Annotated in this window: 21 protein-coding genes; 5 read left to right on the plus strand and 16 right to left on the minus strand. The window is 35.8% G+C overall.

The window, feature by feature from the left end:
• The first annotated feature begins 12 nt into the window (after nt 1–12).
• From BMW64_RS16520 to BMW64_RS20955, 4 genes are all read left to right on the plus strand, one after another.
• Nucleotides 13–492, plus strand: a complete 480-nt coding sequence (locus BMW64_RS16520) for a hypothetical protein (protein WP_090001118.1) — start codon at nt 13–15, stop codon at nt 490–492.
• A gap of 122 nt (nt 493–614) precedes the next feature.
• On the plus strand, nt 615–1565 hold the full coding sequence (locus BMW64_RS20945) for a recombinase family protein (protein ID WP_228400938.1): 951 nt from the start codon (nt 615–617) through the stop codon (nt 1563–1565).
• Complete coding sequence (locus BMW64_RS20950; protein WP_228400939.1) at nt 1549–1845, plus strand: hypothetical protein; 297 nt, start codon at nt 1549–1551, stop codon at nt 1843–1845. The genes BMW64_RS20945 and BMW64_RS20950 overlap by 17 nt, the downstream gene beginning before the upstream one ends.
• 1 nt (nt 1846) lies before the next feature.
• Nucleotides 1847–2272, plus strand: a complete 426-nt coding sequence (locus BMW64_RS20955) for a hypothetical protein (RefSeq protein ID WP_228400940.1) — start codon at nt 1847–1849, stop codon at nt 2270–2272.
• A gap of 224 nt (nt 2273–2496) precedes the next feature.
• On the opposite strand, the gene arsB is transcribed toward BMW64_RS20955, so the two are convergent.
• The 11 genes from arsB to BMW64_RS21080 all read right to left on the minus strand — a co-directional run bounded on the left by arsB (nt 2497) and on the right by BMW64_RS21080 (nt 16111).
• On the minus strand, nt 2497–3525 hold the full coding sequence (gene arsB, locus BMW64_RS16530; protein ID WP_090001120.1) for an ACR3 family arsenite efflux transporter: 1029 nt from the start codon (nt 3523–3525) through the stop codon (nt 2497–2499).
• Between the two features lie 4 nt (nt 3526–3529).
• A complete protein-coding gene (locus BMW64_RS16535) occupies nt 3530–4141 on the minus strand; it encodes an arsenate-mycothiol transferase ArsC (RefSeq protein ID WP_090001122.1) in 612 nt (203 codons plus the stop codon).
• Nucleotides 4142–4167: 26 nt separating this feature from the next.
• Nucleotides 4168–4659 (minus strand): GNAT family N-acetyltransferase, encoded by a 492-nt coding sequence (locus BMW64_RS16540; protein WP_090001249.1) that lies wholly within the window; start codon nt 4657–4659, stop codon nt 4168–4170.
• 14 nt (nt 4660–4673) lie between these two features.
• Complete coding sequence (locus tag BMW64_RS16545; RefSeq protein ID WP_090001124.1) at nt 4674–5138, minus strand: DUF6428 family protein; 465 nt, start codon at nt 5136–5138, stop codon at nt 4674–4676.
• Between the two features lie 72 nt (nt 5139–5210).
• Complete coding sequence (locus BMW64_RS16550) at nt 5211–5540, minus strand: ArsR/SmtB family transcription factor (RefSeq protein ID WP_090001126.1); 330 nt, start codon at nt 5538–5540, stop codon at nt 5211–5213.
• Nucleotides 5541–6283: 743 nt separating this feature from the next.
• Nucleotides 6284–8320, minus strand: a complete 2037-nt coding sequence (locus BMW64_RS16555) for a heavy metal translocating P-type ATPase (protein WP_090001128.1) — start codon at nt 8318–8320, stop codon at nt 6284–6286.
• Nucleotides 8321–8346: 26 nt separating this feature from the next.
• Entirely contained in the window at nt 8347–9225 is an 879-nt protein-coding gene (locus tag BMW64_RS16560; RefSeq protein WP_090001131.1) for a bestrophin family protein, read from the minus strand.
• A gap of 26 nt (nt 9226–9251) precedes the next feature.
• Nucleotides 9252–9989, minus strand: coding sequence for a methyltransferase family protein (locus BMW64_RS16565; RefSeq protein ID WP_090001134.1), 738 nt, complete (start codon nt 9987–9989; stop codon nt 9252–9254).
• 21 nt (nt 9990–10010) lie between these two features.
• The gene (locus tag BMW64_RS16570; RefSeq protein ID WP_090001136.1) at nt 10011–11264 is read right to left on the minus strand and encodes an efflux RND transporter periplasmic adaptor subunit; all 1254 of its coding nucleotides are present in this window, start codon (nt 11262–11264) and stop codon (nt 10011–10013) included.
• A 1-nt stretch (nt 11265) separates the two neighbouring features.
• Complete coding sequence (locus BMW64_RS16575) at nt 11266–15627, minus strand: CusA/CzcA family heavy metal efflux RND transporter (RefSeq protein ID WP_090001138.1); 4362 nt, start codon at nt 15625–15627, stop codon at nt 11266–11268.
• A 157-nt stretch (nt 15628–15784) separates the two neighbouring features.
• On the minus strand, nt 15785–16111 hold the full coding sequence (locus BMW64_RS21080) for a DUF6660 family protein (RefSeq protein ID WP_090001140.1): 327 nt from the start codon (nt 16109–16111) through the stop codon (nt 15785–15787).
• 588 nt (nt 16112–16699) lie between these two features.
• On the opposite strand from BMW64_RS21080, the gene BMW64_RS16585 reads away from it, so the two are divergent.
• Nucleotides 16700–17140, plus strand: coding sequence for a DUF305 domain-containing protein (locus BMW64_RS16585; protein WP_228400941.1), 441 nt, complete (start codon nt 16700–16702; stop codon nt 17138–17140).
• A gap of 7 nt (nt 17141–17147) precedes the next feature.
• Here the strand turns inward: BMW64_RS16585 and BMW64_RS16590 are convergent, their stop codons facing one another.
• The 5 genes from BMW64_RS16590 to BMW64_RS16610 all read right to left on the minus strand — a co-directional run bounded on the left by BMW64_RS16590 (nt 17148) and on the right by BMW64_RS16610 (nt 24087).
• Complete coding sequence (locus BMW64_RS16590; RefSeq protein ID WP_090001251.1) at nt 17148–17915, minus strand: 4-hydroxy-tetrahydrodipicolinate reductase; 768 nt, start codon at nt 17913–17915, stop codon at nt 17148–17150.
• A 203-nt stretch (nt 17916–18118) separates the two neighbouring features.
• Nucleotides 18119–19567, minus strand: coding sequence for a TolC family protein (locus BMW64_RS16595; protein ID WP_090001144.1), 1449 nt, complete (start codon nt 19565–19567; stop codon nt 18119–18121).
• The gene (locus BMW64_RS16600) at nt 19554–22670 is read right to left on the minus strand and encodes an efflux RND transporter permease subunit (RefSeq protein WP_090001146.1); all 3117 of its coding nucleotides are present in this window, start codon (nt 22668–22670) and stop codon (nt 19554–19556) included. Before BMW64_RS16600 ends, BMW64_RS16595 begins: the two co-directional genes overlap by 14 nt.
• Nucleotides 22671–22687: 17 nt before the next feature.
• A complete protein-coding gene (locus BMW64_RS16605) occupies nt 22688–23776 on the minus strand; it encodes an efflux RND transporter periplasmic adaptor subunit (RefSeq protein WP_090001148.1) in 1089 nt (362 codons plus the stop codon).
• Between the two features lie 50 nt (nt 23777–23826).
• Nucleotides 23827–24087: a hypothetical protein gene (locus BMW64_RS16610; protein ID WP_143052719.1), complete on the minus strand. Its 261-nt coding sequence runs from the start codon at nt 24085–24087 to the stop codon at nt 23827–23829.
• Nucleotides 24088–24218 lie beyond the last annotated feature (131 nt).

Genomic DNA, 24218 nt, shown 5'->3' on the forward strand with positions numbered 1-24218 from the left:
TTACCTTTGATTATGGCATATTTAATAAAAAAATTCTTATCAAAAACAGTTGAAGAAATAATATTATTAACACCTAAACCTTACTGGGCTGTCAATGAAAACAGTTCCTCTATAAAAGCTTCAGACTTACTTCCGGAAGAAGGTATTTTTAAAATACATTTTGTAAGAACCGAGGAATTGGTTAAAAATTCTGATTTTAGAGAGGTAGATATGACATCTTTATTTCTTCCTGAGAATATTAAAAGTAATAATAATCATAGAATATATAGAATCATACAACATTGGATCAATAAGGAATATCTTGATCCTCCAAAAATACATTTCAACGTATTTGAGAAAAAAATTGAATTCGAGGACGGCCGTCATCGAGTTAAAACTTCTTATTTATTAGGATATGAAGTAATTCCTGTTGCTATACATTTCGAAGATGTTGACGCTATTGGAAATCTAATTAAACTATCCGACAGTGATACTCTCAAACAGAGTCTATAAAACACTTTCATGAGTATCATTAAAAATTCTTGTTAGTTTCATTATTTGGTCTGTAGTGTATGGATGATGTATAAACACCTAACTTAAATGTTTTTAAATTAGATGTTAATTACGTCACATTTATGAAAACAGCTTACTTATACGTCAGAGTAAGTACTGACGAACAAAAAAGAAAGGGTTACTCATTACCGGATCAGGAAGACCGATTACTGAAATATTGTAAATATAACAATATTGAAGTCAAAGGAATTTATCGCGAAGACTACTCTGCTAAAAATTTTAATAGGCCTAAATGGAAGGAATTATTCTCCGAAATTAAAAAGAAACCAACAGAAGATAAGAACATATTATTTATAAAATGGGATCGATTTAGTCGAAATATCGAATATGCTTATGAGATGATTGGAAAACTACGAAAATATAAAACGACACCAATGGCAATTGATCAATACATTGATTTATCTGTGCCAGAAAATATAATTTTGCAAGCTCTACATTTAGCTTTTCCAGAAGCAGAAAATACTCGGAGATCTCAAAATGTTTCTAATGGCATTCGTCGGGCAAAATTAATGGGAAGATATCCTAATAAAGCTCCCATAGGTTTCCTCAATGTGACATTAATGGATGGAAAAAAAACTATTGTTCCTAAAGAGCCTGAAGCCGAAATTATAAAATGGGCTTTCAATCAAGTTGCTATGAATGACCATAAAATATCTGAAATTAATAGAATAGCTAATGATAAAGGACTTATATGTTCAAGATCGTATTTTTTCAGAGTCTTGCGTAATCCAGTTTATTGTGGGCATATATTAATAAAGCATAACACTAATGAAAACCAAATTATCCTGGGACTACATGAGCCCTTGATTTCAGAGTCATTATTTTATCAGGTACAGTCTGTGATTAATACAGAAAGAAAAATTACGGCTAAAAGAGATGATATAAGAGAAATGTTTTTCCTTAGAGGTTTTTTGATTTGTCCTGTTTGTAGTCAAAAACTTACTGGGAGTTTTTCAAAAGGTAAGCTGAAAAGATATCCCTACTACCATTGCAATAATGGCCTGCAGTATTAGGATTGGCGCAGTTTTACTTAATGATTGCTATCAAAATAAACTTCAAGAATTAATACTATCAAATAGTTGTATTGAATTATTTAAGAAAATATTGGAAGATCAGAATATAAAGACTCAGAAGACAAGTTATTTACACACTCAATACTTAGTAGAAAGAAAAATAAAAGAAGAGAATTTAACTCTTTCCAAAGGTAGAAAATTACTTATAGCTGGAATTTTAAAAATTGATGATTATAACGCATTAAAAAAAAGAGAATCAAGTCAATACAAAAAACCTTAAAATGGAAAGCCGTAATATTTCTAATAAATTAAAAGCTATTGATAACAGTAATCAAATAAAAGATAAAGCATTAGTCAAAATTTTTCAAAAATTTTCAGAGTTTGATATTTCGGATAAAAAACATCTGGTGGATCTTATTCCTCCGATTGATATTGACTATAAAACAGGAAGTCTTTCTTTAAATTTAAATCATGCATTCTCAAAAATATTCTCAAAAAAAGCAACAAAAAAAATATTGGAAAAAATGAATTTCATTGATAGGAATATTTCAGTAGAACAAGCAATTATTATTTTGGCTAAAAATGGAATCTTGGTAAGCGATGATGAAGCTAAAACTATATTAGAATTACTATATTTAATAGCAAAAAATCACAACAAATCAGAAGAAAGAAAAATCCAAAATATTAAGGAGATTTCGGACAATTAATGATTGTATGTTACAAGCCTATTGTAGCAATTTCAGACTGTTTATTTCAAAAAATATAAGCATTTTACGCTTAAAATATCGAATACAAAAAATCAGACTATAAAATTTTAATAAAGAGATATTTATGGATTAAAAAAAGTAAACAACTAATAAATAGTTGTCTACTTAAGTAAGTCGACGCACGTATATAAAAATACTTTTAGTTTTCTTAGATTGTCTTTATATTAATAATATTTTTTCTTCAGCCACAAACTTGTTTTCACTAATAAGATAAGCACAGGAACTTCCACCAATGGTCCGATAACACCTACGAAAGCTTGTGGAGAGTGAATGCCAAAAACTGCTATTGCTACTGCTATCGCCAATTCGAAATTATTGCCGGTAGCAGTAAATGCGATTGAAGCATTTTTATCATAGGGTATATTTAAAGATTTGTTGATAAAGAAGCTAACAAAAAACATTAGTACAAAATAAATAACCAACGGTATGGCAACTTTTATCACATCCATAGGCAGTTCTAATATTTTATCTCCTTTCAGACTAAACATTATTATTATGGTAAATAGTAAAGCATACAATGTGATTGGCGATATTCTTGGAACAAATTTTCTGTTATACCATTCTATACCTTTTAATTTAATAAGAAGATAACGACTTAGAAAACCTATTAGAAATGGAATACCTAAATAAATCAATACACTTTCGGTAACATCTTTCATTGATACGGTTATATTGAAGTTGGCTAGACCTAATTTGGCGGGCAATATATTGATGAACAACCAAACTAAAAGGCTGTAAGACACCACTTGAAAGATGCTATTCAATGCAACCAGCATAGCGGTATATTCTCTGTTGGCTTTTGCTAAGTCACTCCAAACAATGACCATTGCAATACATCTCGCCAAGCCTATCAGTATCAATCCTGTCATATAATCAGGTTCATTTCGTAAGAATAAAACGGCTAATCCAAACATCAGCATCGTACCAACAAACCAATTGAGAAATAACGAAAGACCTATTACTTTTTTATCTTTGAAAGCTTGAGGTAATAATGAATAATCAACTTTTGCCAAAGGAGGATACATCATCAAAATCAAGCCTATTGCCAGTGGAATATTTGTCGTTCCTACCGACATTGCGTTTGTTATTTGTGAAATTGCAGGAAAGAAATATCCTAAGCCAATACCTGTTGCCATTGCAAGGAATATCCATAAGGTAAGATAATGGTCAAGAAATTTTAGTTTTGGTTGCATAAAACTATTTTTTAATCTTAGAGAAAACGTAGAACATTTCAGAAGCTATCTGCAAGCTTCTTTCTGCATATACTTGTGACTGCTGTGGTGTGTTATCAGAGATTTTAGGGTCTTCAAATGTGATAGGAATTCTTTTTTTTGCTCCTGCAATGAAAGGACAGCCACCGTCTGCTTGGGAACAGGTCATAATTGCTGCAAACCCAGACGTAGGATTGAACGGACTATCATATCTTTTTGAAAACCCAATTACAGGTGATGAATCTTCATTGTACTTAATAGAATATATGGGGTTATTGCCGTCTGCAATTTTGAAGATATTAAAGCCTTGATTAATGAGTGTCTCAACCACTTTTGGAAATAATGCTGTTTCTTCCGTACCTCCCGAATAACAATGTACGTTTAGAATATTGAAATAAGCAGCTCCTGCTTGTGCCCAGATTTGTGATAGATGGCTTCTGCGCGAGTTATGGGTACAAATGAAATTGATATTAATATCTTTTCCTTCATCCATTTTTTGCTGTACAAAATCAATTAATGGTTGCAATGTCATTTTTCTTTCCTCGCTGATGTTTTGATAATGTAATTGTTCAAAAGTATTTGTTAATTCTGAATACATAGGCGTTGTTTAAGTTTTATTGTTTATTAATCTATTCCGACATTTTTGCTTCTAAGCTCCATAAGGACATTGTCTTTCCAAACCCCATTCTTTTTACCTATCTTTTCTCGGTAGCCAACTAATCTGAATCCGCATTTCTCGTGCAGCCTGATACTATTTTCGTTTTCAGCGAATATACCAGACTGCAATGTCCATATCCCATTTTCTTCACTCTGATTGATCAATTCTTTCAACAATATTTTTCCAATTCCTTTTCCTCGTGCTTCCTGTGCGACGTAGACGCTGACTTCTGCGACACCAGAATAGACACACCGACTGGAAACAGGTGTTAGAGATGTCCAACCAAGCATTTTTTCATCATCGTAAATACTGATCCTGCAAAAATCTAGGTGCCCGTTATCCCATTCCTCCCATTGTGGAGAATCGTTCTGAAAAGTGGCTATATTGGTGGCCAAGCCTTGTTTGTAGATTTCGATTACTTCCGAAAAGTTGTCTTTGGTTATAGGTTTGATTTCCATAATGCAGTCTTTTTTTAGCAACAACCTGACTTGGGAGTGCAGCAAGTATTATTCGAATCAGATGATTCCACAGTTTGATTTCCTTCAGGAATTCCACAAGCCTCATTTGCCAGACAAGCAGTTTGTTTATTTTTCAGAACAAAATTATTCCCGTTAAAATCTAAATCATACTTACCGATAGTTTCGCTTTGATATTCAACCTCTATCTCTGAATCTTCGATTCCTAGTTTGTCCTCACAAAGTGAGATGATGTCTAAGAGTTTGGTAGGTTTCAACCTATGTTCAAAGTCATTCGCATCCCACAATTGGAAATTGACAACCTTTTCATTTCTGGTATTGCCACCGCAGTCTATAAAATTCTTTGTGATAACCCCTATTTCTGTAACGTGGAAATGCTCAGGAACAAATTTTCCATTCTCTAACTGAAATTCGACATTGTTCAGTGTAGGTAAGATTGCTTTGATTTTTGATAGTTTCATAATAATTAATATTTGATATTATTTAATTTATATATTGCAATATGACGATAATAAAGATTATAAAAAAAGTTGTTAGCAACATTGCCCAACTTTTACATCTTGTTCAAAAAATTGATTGAACAATCCTTGAATCTCTTTCCATTTTTTATCTTCGATACAATAGCAAACAGATTTTCCTTCGATAGTCCCTTGAATAATCCCGATACTTTTCAGTTCTTTCAAATGTTGAGAGATAGTTGCCTGTGCCAGTCCAAGTTCATCCACTAGGTCATTACAGATACAAGCTTTCTGATTAATGATGTATTGGAGGATTGCGATTCTTGCAGGATGTGCCAAAACTTTAAAGAGAGAAGCTAGACTGTTTTGCTCATCTGTGAATATTTCAGTTTTAGTAAGTCCCATAATTTATATTTTTATATTGCAATATTACGATAATAATTAAAATCCACAAGTAAATTAAAGCATTTCCTTTGTAAAATATACAAAGTCTTTAGTGTCCTTATCTCAAATTATTGTTTAAAAAACTATCACTAAATTTAAAATCATATCAGAACTACTATACTTAATAGAAAAACCTACAATAAGTAAAGGAGAGACAAAGCTCTGACCTTAAGGAGATTTCGAACACTTAAGGATTGTAGATTACATGCCAGTTGTGGCGCTTTCAGACTGTTTTTTTCAAACAGACTAAGCATTTTACGTTTAAAATGTCGAACACTAAAAGTCAGATCATAAGGACTTGACAAAGAGATATTTATGGTTATAAAAAAGAGACAACTAAAAAATAGTTGTCTCCTTAAGTGAGGCAGTGCATTTTTCGAAAAATTTTGTAGAGGATTTGAATAAACTTGCAGAGCTTGCGAAAATCAATATCATCTAAAAATATAAGTTAAATATGGATTTTTAAAGAGAACAGAAACGATGTTTATATCTTTTGAATTTGTTCAATTGTAAAGTATAAACGCTCTAACAAATTATCATAGGTAATAATATCTACAATATTTTTATATTTTCTGGTAATGTCTAACTAACTGTGTAAGTTAGATAGACACTACTCTTTATTTATAAGTTTTGCTAAAGTTTACACATACCAAATGCCACCAATGCCATTTGGTATTTAAAAAATTGTATACAATTTCTTATTATTAAAACTTCATTTTTTGAATTCTCACAGCATTTAAGATTGCTAATAATGCTACACCAACATCTGCAAAAACAGCTTCCCACATTGTAGCTAGTCCACCTGCTCCCAAAACCAAAACGATTGCTTTCACAACAAAAGCAAGAATAATATTCTGCCAGACAATTTGTTTTGTCTTCTTTCCAATATTAATTGCCATTGGGATTTTAGACGGTCTGTCATCCTGAATTACCACATCGGCTGTTTCTATAGTAGCATCACTTCCCAAACCTCCCATAGCAATACCTACATCACTTAAAGCAACCACAGGCGCATCATTGACACCATCTCCAACAAATGCTACACTTTCATTCTTAGATTTTATTTCTTTGACTTTATTTACTTTATCCTCCGGAAGTAAGTCTCCGAAAGCATTATCAATTCCCAATTGTTGCGCTACATATTTTACTACTGTACCTTTATCTCCACTCAACATTGTGGCTTTTACATTTAGATTGTGCAGTTTTTCTACTGTCAGTTTTGCATCTTCTTTGATACTGTCAGCAATGGTAATATAACCCGCAAATTTCCCCTGATAAGCTATTGCAATAACTGTATAAATAATATCAGCAGGATTAATATCGTAATTAACATTAAATTTATCCATTAACTTAAAATTCCCTACCAACAGTTCATCACCTTTTACGTTTGCTTTCAGACCGTGTCCTGCTATTTCTTCAACGTTCTGAAAGTTTAGGGACTGATTTATTTCTCCAACATATTGATGAATAGCTGTCGCTACAGGATGTGTACTATTACTTTCCAATGTATTGACCATTTGAAGTAGTTCAGTTTTGTCAAAAGCAGGATTGATATTCACTTCTTGGACTTCAAACACGCCTTCCGTCATTGTTCCGGTTTTATCCATCACAACGTTTTGGATTTCTGCAATCTTATCCAAGAAATTACTTCCTTTAAATAAAATTCCATTGCGGGAAGCTGCTCCGATTCCCCCAAAATAGCCTAATGGAATTGAAATTACCAACGCACAAGGACAAGAAATCACTAAGAAAATCAATGCTCTGTACAACCAATCCCTAAATATGTAATTATCTACAAAAAAATAAGGTACTACACATATAAGAATAGCTAATACAACAACTATTGGCGTATAAATTCTTGCAAATTTTCTGATGAAAAGTTCTGTTGGTGCTTTTTGTGAAGTCGCGTTCTGAACCAATTCAAGAATCTTACTTAACTTGCTGTCTTCATATGCTGTAGTAATTTTAATCTGGGCTACAGTTTGTAGATTAATCATCCCTGCCAGAACAACTTCGCCCTTATTTTTAGTATCGGGTTTACTTTCGCCTGTTAAAGCAGCGGTGTTGAATGATGCAGAATCACTTATCAATTCTCCGTCTAAAGCCAGTTTTTCGCCTGATTTCAATTGAATAATATCTCCGATTTTTGCTTCTTTTGCTTTAATTGTCTTGGGAGTATTATTTTCTAAAATGGTAACCTCATCCGGTCTTTGGTCCAGCAAAGCTTTGATATTACTTTTTGCTCTAGTAACTGCCAAAGTTTGAAAAACTTCTCCTACTGCATAGAACAGCATTACTGCAACTCCTTCCGGATATTCTCCTATTATAAATGCTCCGATGGTTGCAATACTCATCAGGAAAAATTCTGAAAACACATCACCTTTCATAATACTTTCGTATGCTTCTTTCAATACTGGTAAGCCTACAGGTGCATAAGCTGCGGCATACCAGACAATTCTTACCCATCCAGTAAACCATTGTTGTGGAAAGAAATTATCCATTCCTATCCCCGCTAACAAAATAGTTAAGGAAATAATGGCTGGCAAAAACATTTCAAATGTAGTTTTATCCGTACTTCCGTGGTCGTGACCATCATCGTCGCTATGACCGTGACTATGTCCATCTTCTGAGCTGTGCTTTTCTTCTTTTAAAAGCTTGTTTGCATTTTTATCTATTTTTTCTTCTTGAGGGGAACAACATAGTTGTTTTCCGTTAGAATCATATTGATGTTTATGTTCCATAATATTTAATGATTATTGGTTACTATTTACATTTCGTAATAATTTGTGTTTTCTTTCTTTGTTGGCACGTTTACTTCGCCAATCATTTGAAGAATATTGATTTCTATAGTTTGAGCCAAAGATGTCATTGGGGTATCAACTGGTGTATTTTCAAATGGGTCTTGCATTATGATTGCGGTCTTTTCTATGGCAATGAAGATGATTGGAACTATTATCGTTGTTGCAATCTCAACCGTTAATTGAGAATCTTCTAACCCAAAAGGAAGTAGAAATGCAAACACGTAAATCAATGTATGAAGCAAAATACTGTATGCTCTAGGAAATACTGTATTCTTCAATCTTTCACATTTCCCCATACTATCGCATAGTCTCATAACAACCTCATTCATTTGAATTTCTTTAAAATCAGAAATATGTCCTTCTTGTGCAATTTTCCTGATTTGATTCGAGTGTTCATCAAGTAAAGCATTAGGAATATTCGCAGCCACAATTTGATGTGACTGCAAGTATTCTTTTACTCTATTTGAAAAAGTCTGTTTTCTTAAAGCTTCACCTAAAGCATAAACCCAAATAATCTGTCTTTCAGCGAATATCTTCGTCTCTCTATCATTATTGGTGGCAAATTGTTTAACCAATCTTATCAAAGACCTTGAGTCATTCACAATAGCCCCCCAAACCGTTCGTGCTTCCCACCATCTCTCATACGATTGTGCAGTTCTAAAAGCTAGAAGCAGGGAAACTGCCGTACCCAGAAGTGCTGGAATACTTAATGGAATCGAAATATTCTTAAACACTGCAATATCATCCAAAAAGCCCATTACAAAGGCAAACAATACAATAAGTAAAATTTGAAATTTGATTTGACGAACAAAGTATCCAATTGAAATTCTTTTGTTGAGTAGCATAACTTTATGTGTTTTGAAATTTGATTTTATCTGTTATTTTTAAGAAAAGCAGTTCTGGTCTTTACAATTTTCAATGCCACATATAGCATCATAGTTACAAAACCACCAACTATAAAAATGAAATTATAATGACCGTGATTCTGAATAGTTTCTCCGATTAAATCAAAAACTGTAAAGATTAAAAACAGTGCAAAGAGTCCGTTTTTCTCTTTCAGTAATACTTTTTGAACACTGAAAGTCAACTCGTTATTTTTAAACAATGATAAATTAGGAATAAATACAGGAACTTTTTCTGCCCAAGAACTGTAATAATTTCCAAATTTTCTTTCCAAAAATTGCTCTTCAGCAAAGATGATTCGCTCGTAGTAAATCCAATAAAAAAGAATAAAGGAAATAATGAACCAAACATTTTCAGTAAACATTGCCAAGCCAAGCCACATAAAAAAGTTTCCTAAATAAAGTGGATTTCTAACAATACTATAAATACCCGTAGTGTTAAGTTTATCTGCAACCTGACCTTCTTTTGTATTTCTTCCGGAAGTGTTCTTAGGTGTAAAACCTACGGTATAAATTCTTATTCCCAAACCAATGATGCTTACAAACAGACAAAACAGTTCATAGTAAATTGAACAATCAAAACTTTCTTTTTTTAAACTAGTTTGGACTAAAACCGCTAAACCAACAACCAAAACTATAAGTGGTAAGAAACTTCTGTATCTGAAAAGCCAATTTCCTTGTTTTTCAAGTTCTTCTTTTAAAGCCATTTTTAATATTTTAGAAATTAGTTAATGTTCGTGTTCTCCAGCATTAGATAATTTAGCATTCACAAAAAATGCTCCTTTTATTACTATATCAATATTTGCAGGAATTGCATTTACTGTAGTAATTGCAGTATAACCCATATCAGAAGAGCCTTTAACAACTTCAGTTTTTTCAAAATTTATCGTTTTTGATTCTTTTTCTGATATCTTCTTTTCATTTGCGTGTTCGCCTTCCGCTTCATTATGTTCTTCAATCTTTTTGTTGGTTTTTACGAAAACATAATATTTTCCGTCAGCTTCAACGATGGCTTCATCTGGAACTGCTGGTGTTGTGCTTTTATCAAGACTTACAATCCCTGTGATGTTCATTCCATCAATCAACCCAGCTTTGTTACCAGTTACAGCACAATGAACTGAAATTGTTTTACTGTCATTTTCGAATGATGAGCCAATGCTATATATTTTCGCATCATATTCGGTTTCCGGATTGTTGGTCAATTTGAAATGAACAATTTGACCAACTCGCATCTTCGGTAAATCTTTTTCAAAAACCTGTAAGTCCAAATGAATCGAGCCGTTGTCTATAACCTCAGCAACAGGTGCGGAAATATCTACATAACTTCCAATTTGTGCATTGATATTACTTATTGTACCACTTATCGGAGAAGTAATACTCAATCCTGCTCTTAAATTACCATTATTGATTTTTCCAGGATTGATGCCCATCATTTGAAGTTGTCTTAACAATGATGCTCTTTGAGTACGCAATGTTTTGAGTTCAGCGTCGGAACTTTGAAGATTTTTCTTTGCTCCTGCATCATTATCAAACAATTCTTTTTGTCTTCTATATTCCTGTTCGGCAAAAATAATTCTGTTGTTTACAGTAAGATATTGTTCCTGCAACTGGATGTATTCTGGATTAGAGATGGTAGCAATGACCTGTCCTTTCTTGATGTAATCTCCAATCTGTACATTTAGTGTTTTGATGACACCTCCATAAAGCGATGTTACAGTTGCTTTATTATTGTTGGGAACACGCAACGCTCCATTAGCTTTGATAGTAGAGGTCAATTCTTTCATTTCTACTTTGCCTAATGTAATACCTACCGCTTTTATCTGCTCCTCAGTTAGAGAGGCGATTGTTTGAGGTGCTTCTTCGTGAGTGCTTTCTTGAGATACTTTTTCGGCATTCTCTGTGGCAGCTTCTTCTTTTTTCTCACAACTAGCAAGTAAGACAGAAATTAGTGCGATATATATGATTTTTCCTTTTATCATCATTTTATTTATTGATTAATGAATTAATAGTAATTACAGCTTGATTGACCTGTTGGATGGACTCAAGGTATTTTAATTGAATATTGGTTGCTGTCTGTAAAGCAAAAAGATATTCCACGTAAGAGATTTCTCCTGTCTTGTAACCAAGCTGTCCTGCTTTCACAATTTTTTCGGCATTTGGCAAAGCTTGCTTTACATAATAATCATATTGTAAAACATTCTGCTGGTACTGACTCAGCATATTCTCCAACTGTACTGACAACTGCTTCTGTTGAAACTTTGCATTAGTCTCTGCCGCTTGCTTTTCATATTCCAGAGACTGAACTCTTGCTTTTGTTGCTCCGAAAGTCAGAGGAATAGCGACACCTAAGCCTACGCTACTGAATCGATTTCCAGCATTATAAAATTTTTCCTGACCGTTGGCAGTGTGAAAACCAATTAACGATTGATTCGTATATCCAATATTAAATTCCGGCATACCTTGAGACTTTTGTACTGCTTTATTTTTTTCTGCAATTTCCATTTGCTGATAAAAAGCTCTCACGGTTGGATGATTAGCAATAGCTGTACTATCCAAAATATACTCTGCTTTTAACGGCTCATAATTTCTATTAGCTGAAATCTGAAATTCATCTTTAGTATTCAATAAAATTTTTAGATTTTGATAAGCATTGCTGAGATAAACCTTGTTTTGGTTGAGTAGAAGATTGATTTCACCCCTTTGTGTTTCAGCCGTGTTGATTTCAATTTTCTTGATATCTCCTGCTTTGAATCTAACAGTTGCAATCCTTATAAAATCCTGATACAAACTATCCAGATAAGAAAGTTGTGATTGGTTATATTGTAAATATTCAATCTGATAATAATAGGTTCTTACCTGTTTAGCGAGTTCGTTCGCAGAAACAGCTTTATCAATCTGCTTTGCTTTGATTTCTTCTGCAATAAGTTCTTTTCTTGCTTTAAATAAAGTCGGAAACGGAATATTTTGCGAAATGGAAAATGACTGGTCGAACTTTGGGCTATTGTACTGACCAAGTAACGCATCAAAATTCATTTTAGGCAGTTCGTTCGCTGTTGGCTTCAATGCTTCACTAACTTTGATGTCCAAATCTTTTGATTTTATCTGGTCATTATTTTCCAAAGCTATCTGTGTCGCCTGCTCTATAGACAATGCTCTGCTTTGCGCTGTAAGAGTCTGACCAAACATCAGCATTCCAAAAATTATAACAGTCGTCAAAGGTTTTACCTTCAATTTTCTTCTGTTAATTTTTGTATTAAAAATAATGTATAACATCGGCAAAACGAATAATGTAAGGAAAGTCGCTGTAACCAATCCTCCGATGACTACAGTTGCCAAAGGTTTTTGTACTTCAGCACCTGCTCCTGTAGAGATAGCCATTGGTAAAAATCCTAAAGAGGCTACTGCAGCAGTCATCAATACCGGACGAAGCCTTGTCTTAGTTCCTTCCATCACTCTTTTTAAAACATCAGTTTCTCCATCTTTTTCCAATTGGTTGAAAGTTCCAATCAGTACTATACCGTTGAGAACAGCAACACCAAACAATGCGATGAATCCAATTCCTGCGCTGATACTGAATGGCATATCTCTTATGACTAATGCGAATACACCTCCTATTGCACTCATCGGAATTGCCGTAAATATTAATCCTGCTTGTTTGAAAGAACTGAATGTAAAATACAATAGCATAAAAATGAGTAAGAGAGAAACCGGAACAGCAATCATCAACCTTTTACTTGCAGCCTGTAGATTTTCAAACTGACCTCCGTAAGTGAAATAGTATCCTGAAGGCAGTTTTATCTGCTTATCCAGCTTTTGCTGAATATCATTCACAACACTTTCTACATCACGACCTTTCACATTGAAACCAATTACAATTCTTCTTTTTCCTTCTTCACGGCTGATTTGAGCCGGCCCCAATTTATAGCTAATATTTGCAACTTGAGAAAGAGGAATCTGCGCTCCGGAATTGGTGGAAATCATTAGAGTATTGACATCATCCATATTGGTTCTGTGAAGACTGTCTAATCTTACCACTAAATCAAATCTCCTTTCATTTTCAAAAACCTGCCCAGCTGATTTTCCTGCAAAAGCTGTACTCAGAGCATTATTAACATCTTCGATATTCAATCCATAGTTTGCCATTCTGGTTCTGTCATATTCCACATTGATTTGGGGAAGACCACTTACCCTTTCAATTTGTGGAGACGTTGCTCCATCTACCGTCTGAATAACCTTTGAAACTTTATCTGCGTAAATTGCTAAAGAATCTAGATTTTCTCCAAAAATCTTAACCGCTACATCTTGTCTGATTCCAGTCATCAATTCATTGAAACGCATCTGGATTGGTTGATTTTTTTCAAAGAAAACACCGGGAATTACTTCTAATTTTTCACTGATTTCATCTGCTAATTCTTCATAAGATTTCTTGGTTTTCCATTCGTCCTGAGGTTTAAGTACTACAATCAAATCCGTAGCTTCTGGAGGCATAGGGTCAGTTGGAACTTCTGCTGAACCTGTTTTTCCAACAACCATTTTAACTTCATCAAATTCTTTAATAATTCTGGATGCCTGCATAGATGTTTCTATGCTCTGACTAAGAGAACTTCCTTGTGGCAAAATGCAGTGAAAGGCATAATCTCCTTCCTGTAATTGTGGGATGAACTCGCCACCCATATTTTTGAAAATCAATAAGCTGACAACAAACAATGATAGAGTTGCTCCAACTATCCAATATTTGAATCTAATCGCTTTTTCCAACATCGGTTGGTAAATGTTCTGCAACTTATTCATCATCTTGTCTGAGAACGTTTCTTTATGAGATACTTTTTTTGAAAGGAACAAAGCACTCATCATAGGGATATATGTTAAAGACAAAATCAATGCTCCAAGAATAGCAAAACCAACTGTTTTTGCCATTGGAGTAAACATCTTTCCTTCTACGCCTGCAAGTGTTAAAATTGGGATGTAAACAATTAGGATGATAATCTCTCCAAAAGCAGCACTGCTTCTAATTTTAGACGCTGAAAGAAAAACCTCTTCATCCATTTCAGATTGAGTCAGCATCTTGGTGCTTTTCCTTAAACCTAAGTGATGAAGCGTGGCTTCGACAATAATTACAGCACCGTCCACAATCAATCCAAAATCGATTGCTCCCAAACTCATCAGATTGGCACTAACGCCAAAAACATTCATCATCCCCAGAGCGAACAAAAGAGAAAGGGGAATGGCTGATGCCACAATGAGACCTGCTCTAAGATTACCTAAGAAAATAACTAGTACAAAAATGACGATTAGCGCTCCTTCAATTAAATTTTTCTCAACTGTACTGATAGCTCTACCTACCAAATCGGTTCTGTCCAGAAAAGGTTCTATTACTATATCGTTTGGAAGAGACTTTTGAATTGTAGGAATTTTATCCTTGATGTTATTCACTACTTCATTACTATTAGCACCTTTCAGCATCATCACAATACCTCCAACTGCATCTACCTTTCCGTTATAGGTCATTGCTCCGTATCTTACCGCTTTACCAAATTGAACATCTGCTACATCTTTGATAAAAATAGGAACACTTCCGGTATTGTTTTTTACAGGAATATTTTTAACATCTTCTAAGGATGTTACAATACCAATTCCACGAATGAAATAGGCATTAGGCTTCTTATCTATATACGCACCACCTGTGTTCTGATTATTTTTTTCTAAAGCAGTGAAAATATCCGTAATACTAATATCCATCGCTTTAAGACGATTCGGGTCTATTGCAACTTCATATTGCTTTAATTCTCCACCAAAACTATTGACCTCAGCCACACCCGGAGTTCCATTAAGCTGCCTCCTAACAATCCAATCCTGCATTGTTCTTAGTTCCTTGGATGTATATTTATTTTCACTTCCTTTCTTTGGATGTAGGATATATTGGTAAACTTCTCCTAACCCCGTACTTACAGGAGCCATTTCCGGAGTACCGACTCCTTTTGGAATCTCTTCTACAGCCTGTTTTAATTGCTCGCTAATCAACTGGCGGGCAAAGTAAATATCAACATCTTCCTTGAACACAACTGTTATCACAGAAAGTCCAAATCTCGAAATACTTCTAGTTTCTTCAATATCTGGAACGTTTGCAATACTTTGTTCTATTGGAAATGTTACTAATTGTTCGACTTCCTGTCCCGCAAGAGTTGGACATACTGTAATTATTTGTACCTGATTATTTGTAATATCGGGAACAGCATCTATTGGTAATTTGGTTGCACTCCAAATACCCCATATAATCAACAACAAGGTCATAATACCAATGACAATCTTGTTCTTGATGCTAAATTTTATGATTTTATCTAACACAGAATTTTGATTTAATTTTTATTGAAACTGCCAACACAATAAGTTTGGAAATTCCCAAACATAAGGTTACAGCAAATGTAGAGCTGTAAACAATGCAATGATATTGCAATGTTTTACAACATATTTTGAAAGTTAACTTTCAAAAAAAAAATAAAAATTAAATCTTAGGCGGTTGCCATATCTGGTCATACACCAAATAAGCAAAATCATTCTTGTGGAAAAGAATTTTCTTGGAATAATACAATTTTATCTGCTCAGGAAAACTTAATATTGGCTCTATCTTAAATGAACCTACTGTCATCTGGCAGCAATTACAAATGCAAAGTGGAGAACATATATCTCCTTTGTCTTTGGAGTGAGAATCCTCTGAATAGCTGGATATTTTTGTGAATTCTCCAGCGGATGACTGTGCCTTGACATCATTGCACGGTAATACAGTTAGTACCGCAAAATAGATTGTAAGGAATAGTCTCAAGAAATTCATATGGCAAATTTAGAAATAAAATTTAATCCAAAAGTCTTTTTATCAGAATTTAGATTTTTCAGAAGAATATCTATTAATAACAAGCAATTATTATTACAGACAAGAATGATAGTATGGGAAATAAAAGAAAGGTAAAATTATATTAGAATTATTATCTTTAATATCAAAGATCTACAATAAATCAAAAAGAGAAAAAGCCCTAACCTTAAGAAGATTTCGAACACTTAACAATTGTAGACTACAAGCCTACTGTGGTAATTTCAGACTGTTTTTTTCAAACAGACTAAGCATTTTACGTTTAAAATGTCGAACACTAAAAGTCAAATCATAAAGGTTTGACAAAGAGATATTTATGGCTACAAAAAAGAGACAACTAAAAAATAGTTGTCTCCTTAAGTGACTCAGCGGTGCATTTTCCGAACACTTTTGTAGAAGATTTGAATAAACTTGAAGAACTTTCAACAATCATCTATAATCAAAAATAGAGTACAATATATTATTTTTTTAAACCAAGTATATAAATTTAAATAACTCCTATATATCTTTATTAGGTCTGCTATTTGCTGTAATTAATATAAATCCAAAATTATGAACTACAAAAAATTATTGATCACGCTCGCCATATCAGCTGTTCTGATGTATTTGATGATGTTCCTGAATATGAATTCCATCAACGATTATTATACAAGTCTTACCAGAATTTACATGGCGGTTATGATGATATGTCCAATGGCTATTCTGATGATCATTATGATGGAAAAAATGTATCCTAATAAAAAGTACAACCGCATAATAATTGTGGCTTCAGCCTTGGTTTTCGCACTCACCTTAACAGGTATCAGGAAGCAGGTACCCATTGATGATGAACAATATCTCAAAGCGATGATCCCTCATCATTCCTCTGCAATTATGACCAGCAGAAATGCAGATATCAAAGATCCTGAGGTCAGAAAATTGGCTGACAGCATCATCCGATCGCAACAAAGGGAAATTGATGAGATGAAAAGAATGATCGAGAGACTACGCTGATGCATCATTAGGATAATGAGCTGGCCTGATCGAAGAAATAAGGGCGAAGTATGTCCTCAAAATTGTAAAAGCCTTCTTTTTTGTCTTTCAGATTTTCCGCTACAAACAATGCCCCGCTTCCAAATGCTTCACGGGATATGGATTCGTGAACAAGTCTCACGGTCTGGTAGGGAAATCCGAAGATAACCTCGTGTTTGCCCACAATCCCTCCAGCACGGACAGAATTGATAGAGTCGGTCTCAAGGTCTAATGTTTCGGCAATTCTAACCGCTGTGCCTGATACACCGGATTTGGCTTTAAAGTGCTCTTCTATTAGTTCGATATCGACACCGGGGGCAATATTTTTCAACAGTGAGGCAGCAAACAGGAGATAGTTGACACCCAGCGTAATATTGGGCGACCAGAATACCGTTGTAGACTTAGAAAGTTCTTCCAAATAGGCAATCTGCTCCTCCTGATAATGTGAGATGGCAGATATGATCTTTATCCGATGACTTGCGGCGGTGCTGCCGTATTGTAAAATGCTCTCCGCATCTGAAAAATCTACGATGATATCTACAGGATGTATCTCAAAAAATCGATCCATCTCCATCCCTGATCTCGAATAAATAATACTTGCGTCATCAGCTTCTATATTCAAAGCTACTTTGGCTGTTGACAGTCCTGGTTCACTTTTGTTTTTTAACACCCACTCTAAGGAAAAGTCCTTACTGCCAAGAATTACATTAGCTACGGCTTTCCCGGCTTTTCCAAAACCAATAAGGCCTATCTTCATAATCATATATAATTTAAATGGGCAATGGATATGTATCAAAACAGCAAACCCTGCCCTGTTAGTCATTTAAACGATAAGTAATTTACAAAAAATATTTTAACCAGGTTCTCAGAACTTTTTAAGTCAACATATTACAAGTAATTAACTGAGGACTAAAAAAAACGTCCATAATATTATCGATTAAATATTAGAAATTTAATGTGTTATTGCAGCCTTCCTCCTAAAGCTTTAAACAGCAATACATTATTCCTTGTATTCTCATGCTGGAATCTAAGCAGATCCAGTTCTGCCTGAAGCTTGCTTCTTTGAGCATTGATCAATTCAAAATAATTGGCGTAGCCCGTAATGTACAAATCATTGGAAACTTCAATCCCTTTCTCAAGAAATCGGACTTCCTCTTCTTTCAAATCCAGAACGCGATGAAATATCTTTGTCTGTTTTACAATAGACTGAAGTTCATTAAAAGCAGTCGTTACACTTTTCTGATAATTTAAAAAGGCAATTTCCTGCTCACTGTTGGCAATATTGAAGTCATATTTCAATTGTCCTTTGTTGAAAACAGGAACCATCAATCCGCCTAAAAGCTGACCTGCCAGAGAAGCCGGCCTAAAAAATGTTTCTGCTGAAAAAGAGTTCAGTCCAAAGGTTACACCCAGATCAATTCTGGGGTAAAATGCGGCTCTTGCCGCTTTTGCATCAGCGTGTGAAGCCTTCAGTGAATAGTAATTGGCTACGACATCTGGTCTCGAATGAATGACTGCATCCACATTGATGTTCTTATTCAAAATCTCAAAATTAGTTGACACAAGTGTCGAACCTCTTTCAATTTCACCACCGTAGACTCCTGTCAAAGTTGCAATAGCTTGTTTTACCGTTACAATTTCGACTTTTATGTGCTCGATTTCCGCCAGCCAGTTGTTGTTCTGAGCCTTAAACTGCTGAACGGCAAGATCGGTGACTTTCCCGACTTCACGCTGAGCCTTAATGATTTCAAAAGCTCTTTTCTGCAAATTGTAATTGTCCTGATAAATTTTCAGACGCTTGTCTAAAGCGATAAGATCATAATACAGATTAGCGATATCGGTAAACAGATCAATTTGAATCAGTTTCAAGCCTTCTTCTGAAGCCAGAAATTTATTCTGTGCAGAAAGCTTTTTGTTTTTCAGTTTTCCCCAGGCATCGATTTCCCAGCTGCTTCTTGCGCCCATCCAGTAATTGGGTGTGAAATCCGTATTGATCTTCTGTTGTTCGGTGATGTTTGAAGAAAGATTGGTATCATAGTTCCCTACGCCCTCCATCGTATATTTTCCATAACGGTCACCCGATATAGTCGCTCCGACATCTAAAGACGGAAGCAGTTCCGTCCTCGAACGTTTCAGAAAACTGTTCGCCATTTCAACACGTTGCTGAGCAATTTTAAAATCCGGATTGGCCTGTTTTACCTGTTCAAAAAGTTTCAGAAGATTCCGGTCTGTGAAATAGGTCTTCAGATCAATTCCGGTAAAATCTCCCCTGGTTGCGATGGTTTCAGAGTTTTGTAATTCAGGCGTTTCTTTTACTTCTTTTATGGCGGTTACTTTTGGAACAGCGCAAGACGTTAATGCCAATGTGGCTGTACTCCAGACCGCAAATTTTAATTTATCTAATTTCATTCTTCTTTCTGTTTTCAAGGGTTGCGAAAAAAATGTATAATCCAGGAATGATCACCAGTCCGAAAACGGTTCCGATAAGCATTCCTCCAGCGGCCGCGGTTCCGATCGAACGGTTTCCGATAGCTCCTGCTCCGGAAGCGACACACAGCGGAATCAAACCTGCAATAAATGCAAAGGATGTCATCAGGATCGGACGGAGACGTTGTTTTGCGCCTTCAATTGCTGCGGGAATAATAGCATTGCCGTCTTTATGACTGGCAACAGCAAATTCTACAATCAGGATGGCATTTTTAGCCAGCAATCCTATCAGCATGACCAAGGCGACCTGTGCGTAAATATTGTTATCTAATCCGCAAACCAGCAACGCAATATAAGAACCGAAAATCCCCGTGGGTAAACTCAGTAAAACTGGCAGTGGTAAAAGGAAACTCTCATATTGTGCAGATAATAAAAGATACACAAAAACCAGACAGACAATAAAGATATAAATGGTCTGATTACCCGATAAGATCTCTTCCCTTGTCATTCCCGACCACTCAATCTCAAAACCTTTCGGAAGACTTTGTTCAGCGACTTTTTCAACCACCGCAATGGCATCTCCGGAACTGTACCCTTCGGAAGGTTCACCGTTGATCATCGCGGACATATACATGTTATATCGTGTTAAAACTTCCGGTCCGTAAACTCTTTCAATTGTTATAAAGGTTGAAAAAGGAACCATTTCCCCTTTGTCATTTTTTAAGTATAAGTTCAGGATGCTTTCCGGCGTTTCACGATATTCCGGACTTGCCTGAACCATTACTTTGTACATCTGCCTGAATCGGATAAAATTGGTAGCATAATAAGAACCTAACATCGTCTGCAAGGTCGACATCGCATTATCCACCGAGATTCCTTTTTTTGCCGCCATGTCATAATCGATATTGATCATGTATTGAGGGAAAGTGGCATCAAAACTTGTGAAGCTGTTTTTCAGTTCGGGTGCTTCATTCAGTTTTTTGACAAAATCTTTGGTGACCTTATCCATATTTTCGATACTTCCGCCTGTCCTGTCGAGAAGCCGGAGTTCAAAACCACTCGTATTACCGAATCCCGGAACGGTAGGTGGTGCAAAGACCTCAATTTCAGCATCAGAGATTCCCTTTGTTTTTTCAGTAAGTTCTTTAATAAAATCTTCAACAGACTTATTTCTTTCTTTCCAGTCTCTGAGATTGATCATTGCCATACCGTATGACGAGCCTGCTATTTCAGTCACTACGCTGTAACCCGCCAAAGTCGTTACATTTTCTACCCCATCGATTTTTTTGGCAATCGCTGTAATTTCATCTAAAACCTTTTCCGTTCGTTCAACAGTCGCACCTTGAGGAGTTGTAACGCTCACGTAGGCCATTCCCTGGTCTTCCATCGGGATAAAGCCTGAAGGCAAAAATTTCGAAGTCAATCCGATCAGGAAAACAAATAAGAAAAGCAGTCCGAAAGTAACCATGGTTCGGGTGGCAAACTTAGATAAGACTTTCACATATCCTTTGGTTATTTTTTCAAGGAAAATATTGAACTTAATAAAGAATTTGTCAATAATTCCTTTCTTTTTATCGTGGTTGTGAGGTTTTAAAATTAAAGCACATAAAGCCGGAGTCAGTGTCAAGGCATTGATCCCCGAGATCACGATGCTTATCGCCAGCGTTAAAGAGAACTGTCTATAGAAAACGCCGACCGGACCATCCAGAAATGCCACCGGAACAAACACTGCCGACATGACCAAGGTGATCGCCACGACCGCTCCTGCAATCTCTTTTGTCGCAATAACCGTGGCCTGGTAAGGTGGAAAACCCTCTTCCATTTTAACATGGACTGCCTCGACAACGACAATCGCATTATCGACAACAATTCCGATGGCTAAAACCAACGCAAAAAGCGTTAATAAATTCACGGAGAAATCAAGCATGTCCATAAAGGCAAACGTTCCGACCAATGCCACAGGAACTGCCAAAACAGGGATCAAGGTAGAACGCCAATCCTGAAGGAAAAGAAATACGACAATAGCTACCAAAATAAATGCTTCGATCAAAGTATGCAATACTGCACTGATGGATGCATCCAGGAATCTCGAAACATCATACGCCAGATTGTAATCCATTCCCGGAGGAAAAGAATTCATTTTCAGCTCAGCCATCTTATCCTTTACATTCTGGATGACTTCCGAAGCATTTGAACCAGGCCTCTGCTTTAACATTATCGATGCGGAAGGCCTCCCGTCGGTCTTCGAAACCATTCCGTACGTCATTGCCCCAAATTCTACTTTGGCAATATCTTTCAGCTTTAAGATCGTTCCTTCTTCATCGGCCCTGACCGGGATCTCTTCGTACTGCTTAGGCTCAAAAAATTTACCTTTGTATTTTACAACATATTGCAGCTGACCGGCCTTTTTACCGGATGATTCCCCTACTTTTCCGGGAGCTGCGGAAATATTCTGTTTCTGAAGGGAATTTACCACTTCATCCGCCGAAATATTGTACGCTGCCATTTTCTGAGGGTCAAGCCACACCCGCATCGAATATTCTTTCTGCCCCATGATTTCAGCACGGCCCACTCCATCCAGACGTTTCAGTTCCTGAAGAACATTGATGTCTGTAAAATTGTAAATAAACTGCTCATCCTGACTTGGGTCTGTACTGGTGATGTTGAGATACATCAACATACTGTTCACTTCTTTTTCGGTGGTAACCCCGGCTCTGATCACCTCTTCCGGCAATTCATCCAGAATGGTGGTTACCCTGTTCTGAACATTGACTGCCGCCAGATCTGGATCCGTTCCTACCTCGAAGAACACCTGGATCAACGTCAAACCGTCATTGGAAGTCACTGTGGACATATAGGTCATTCCCGGAACGCCATTGATGGCACGTTCTAAAGGCAGTGCCACTGCATCTGCAGACACCTCGGCATTCGCTCCGGTATATTTGGCCGTCACCGTTACCGAAGGCGGAACGATATCTGGAAATTGGGTGATCGGCATCTTCATTAAGGCCATAATTCCTACCAAAACAAAGACAATGGAAATCACGAGCGAAAGAACCTTTCGCTTTATAAACATTTCTACCATGATTGATTATTTAAGAATTAAAGTCTGTTTTTGATTGTGATCTGATCTCCGTCTTTCAGCGATTGCGTGCCTTCGTAAATAATCAAATCTCCTTTTTTGAGGCCGCTTTCCACGACGTATGAATCTTTCAGAGCCGTTTTGACCTCTATGTTGGTCATCTTTACTTTGTTGTTCTTATCCACTTTGAAAATGTAGGTTTTATCCTGAATGGAAAACGTTGCTTTCTGAGGGATCATTATGGCATTATTCTGAACTTCCGAAATAGAAAGTTTTCCGGACGCACCGTGTTTGATCAAATGATCAGGATTGGGAAACAGAACTTTATAGCGAATGGAACCCGTTGCCCGGTCGATCTCACTTTCAGCCGACTTCAAAGTGCCGCTAAATTGATAAGCTGCACCATTAGGTAATGTCAATTCGATTTTCTGATGCTTTCCCAATTTGTCATGAGCCAACAGTTCAAAATACTGATTTTCCGGAATCGAAAAATAAGCATAGACTTCATCGAGCTGCGATAAGGTAGTAAGCAATGTTCCGTTGGTCACAAGACTGCCGTCTTTATGCGGGATAATATCAAGAACACCGTCAAAAGGAGCTTTAATGGTTGAAAAATCGATCTTTTGCAACACTGCTTTTCTTTCGGCATCTGCAAACGCATATTTTGCCCTTGCAGAAGAAAGTTTGGCTTTGGCAAGCTCCAATTCATTATCGGCAACAAATTTTTTGCTGTGCAGACTTTGGACCTGCTTCTGTTCTACTTCTGCAATACGAACATCGGCCGTAGTTTGTTTCAGGCTTGCAGTTGCCTTCAGCAATTCAACCTGAAGCTCGGCATCATTGATCTTAAATAATGCCTGTCCTTTTCTTACGAATTGACCTTCGTTGACATATATCTTCTGAATGATGCCACTCAGCCGGGAACGTATTTCTACATTTCTTTTAGCCTGAATATCGGTTACAAACTGATTGGTTACCAAAGTATCTTTCTGCTTTACGACATAAACAGGAACTTCTTTAGTGCTTTTATTTTTATTCTGATGGTTTTTACCACATGACCATGTGCATATCAATGCGAGACTGCACCATATGAGACTTTTTGTTTTCATTGAAAATTTTTGATTACTAAACTTGATTAAACATTAACATTTAGTAATTCTCAGAAAAGTTGCAGTAAATGGAGATAAGAAGTAAAAAAACTATAAATTGGTTTAGTAGAAGCAGAAGGAAAAACCTCACAGATTTCAAAATGCTCGTTTGTGGAACTTTCATAATCTCCATCAACATCCGCTGAGCTTAAAAACTTAGAGAAATTTTTACCGCAAACGGGCAGCGCTTTTACATTTTTATAAGATTGAGAACAAACATTAAAACCTTTCTGTGCACAATCTTGGGTCGTCAAAATATTCGCAATAGACATTTTGGTCCATTTCGAATTAACAAGAGTAAAGATTGTAAGAATGTATATAAATACGGATGACTTAAATACCATTATCTACAGAAATTTTTGAAAATTCCACACTATCATATGTGGCACATACAAAGGTAGCC

This window comes from Chryseobacterium taichungense (genome assembly GCF_900109935.1).
Taxonomy (GTDB): domain Bacteria; phylum Bacteroidota; class Bacteroidia; order Flavobacteriales; family Weeksellaceae; genus Chryseobacterium; species Chryseobacterium taichungense.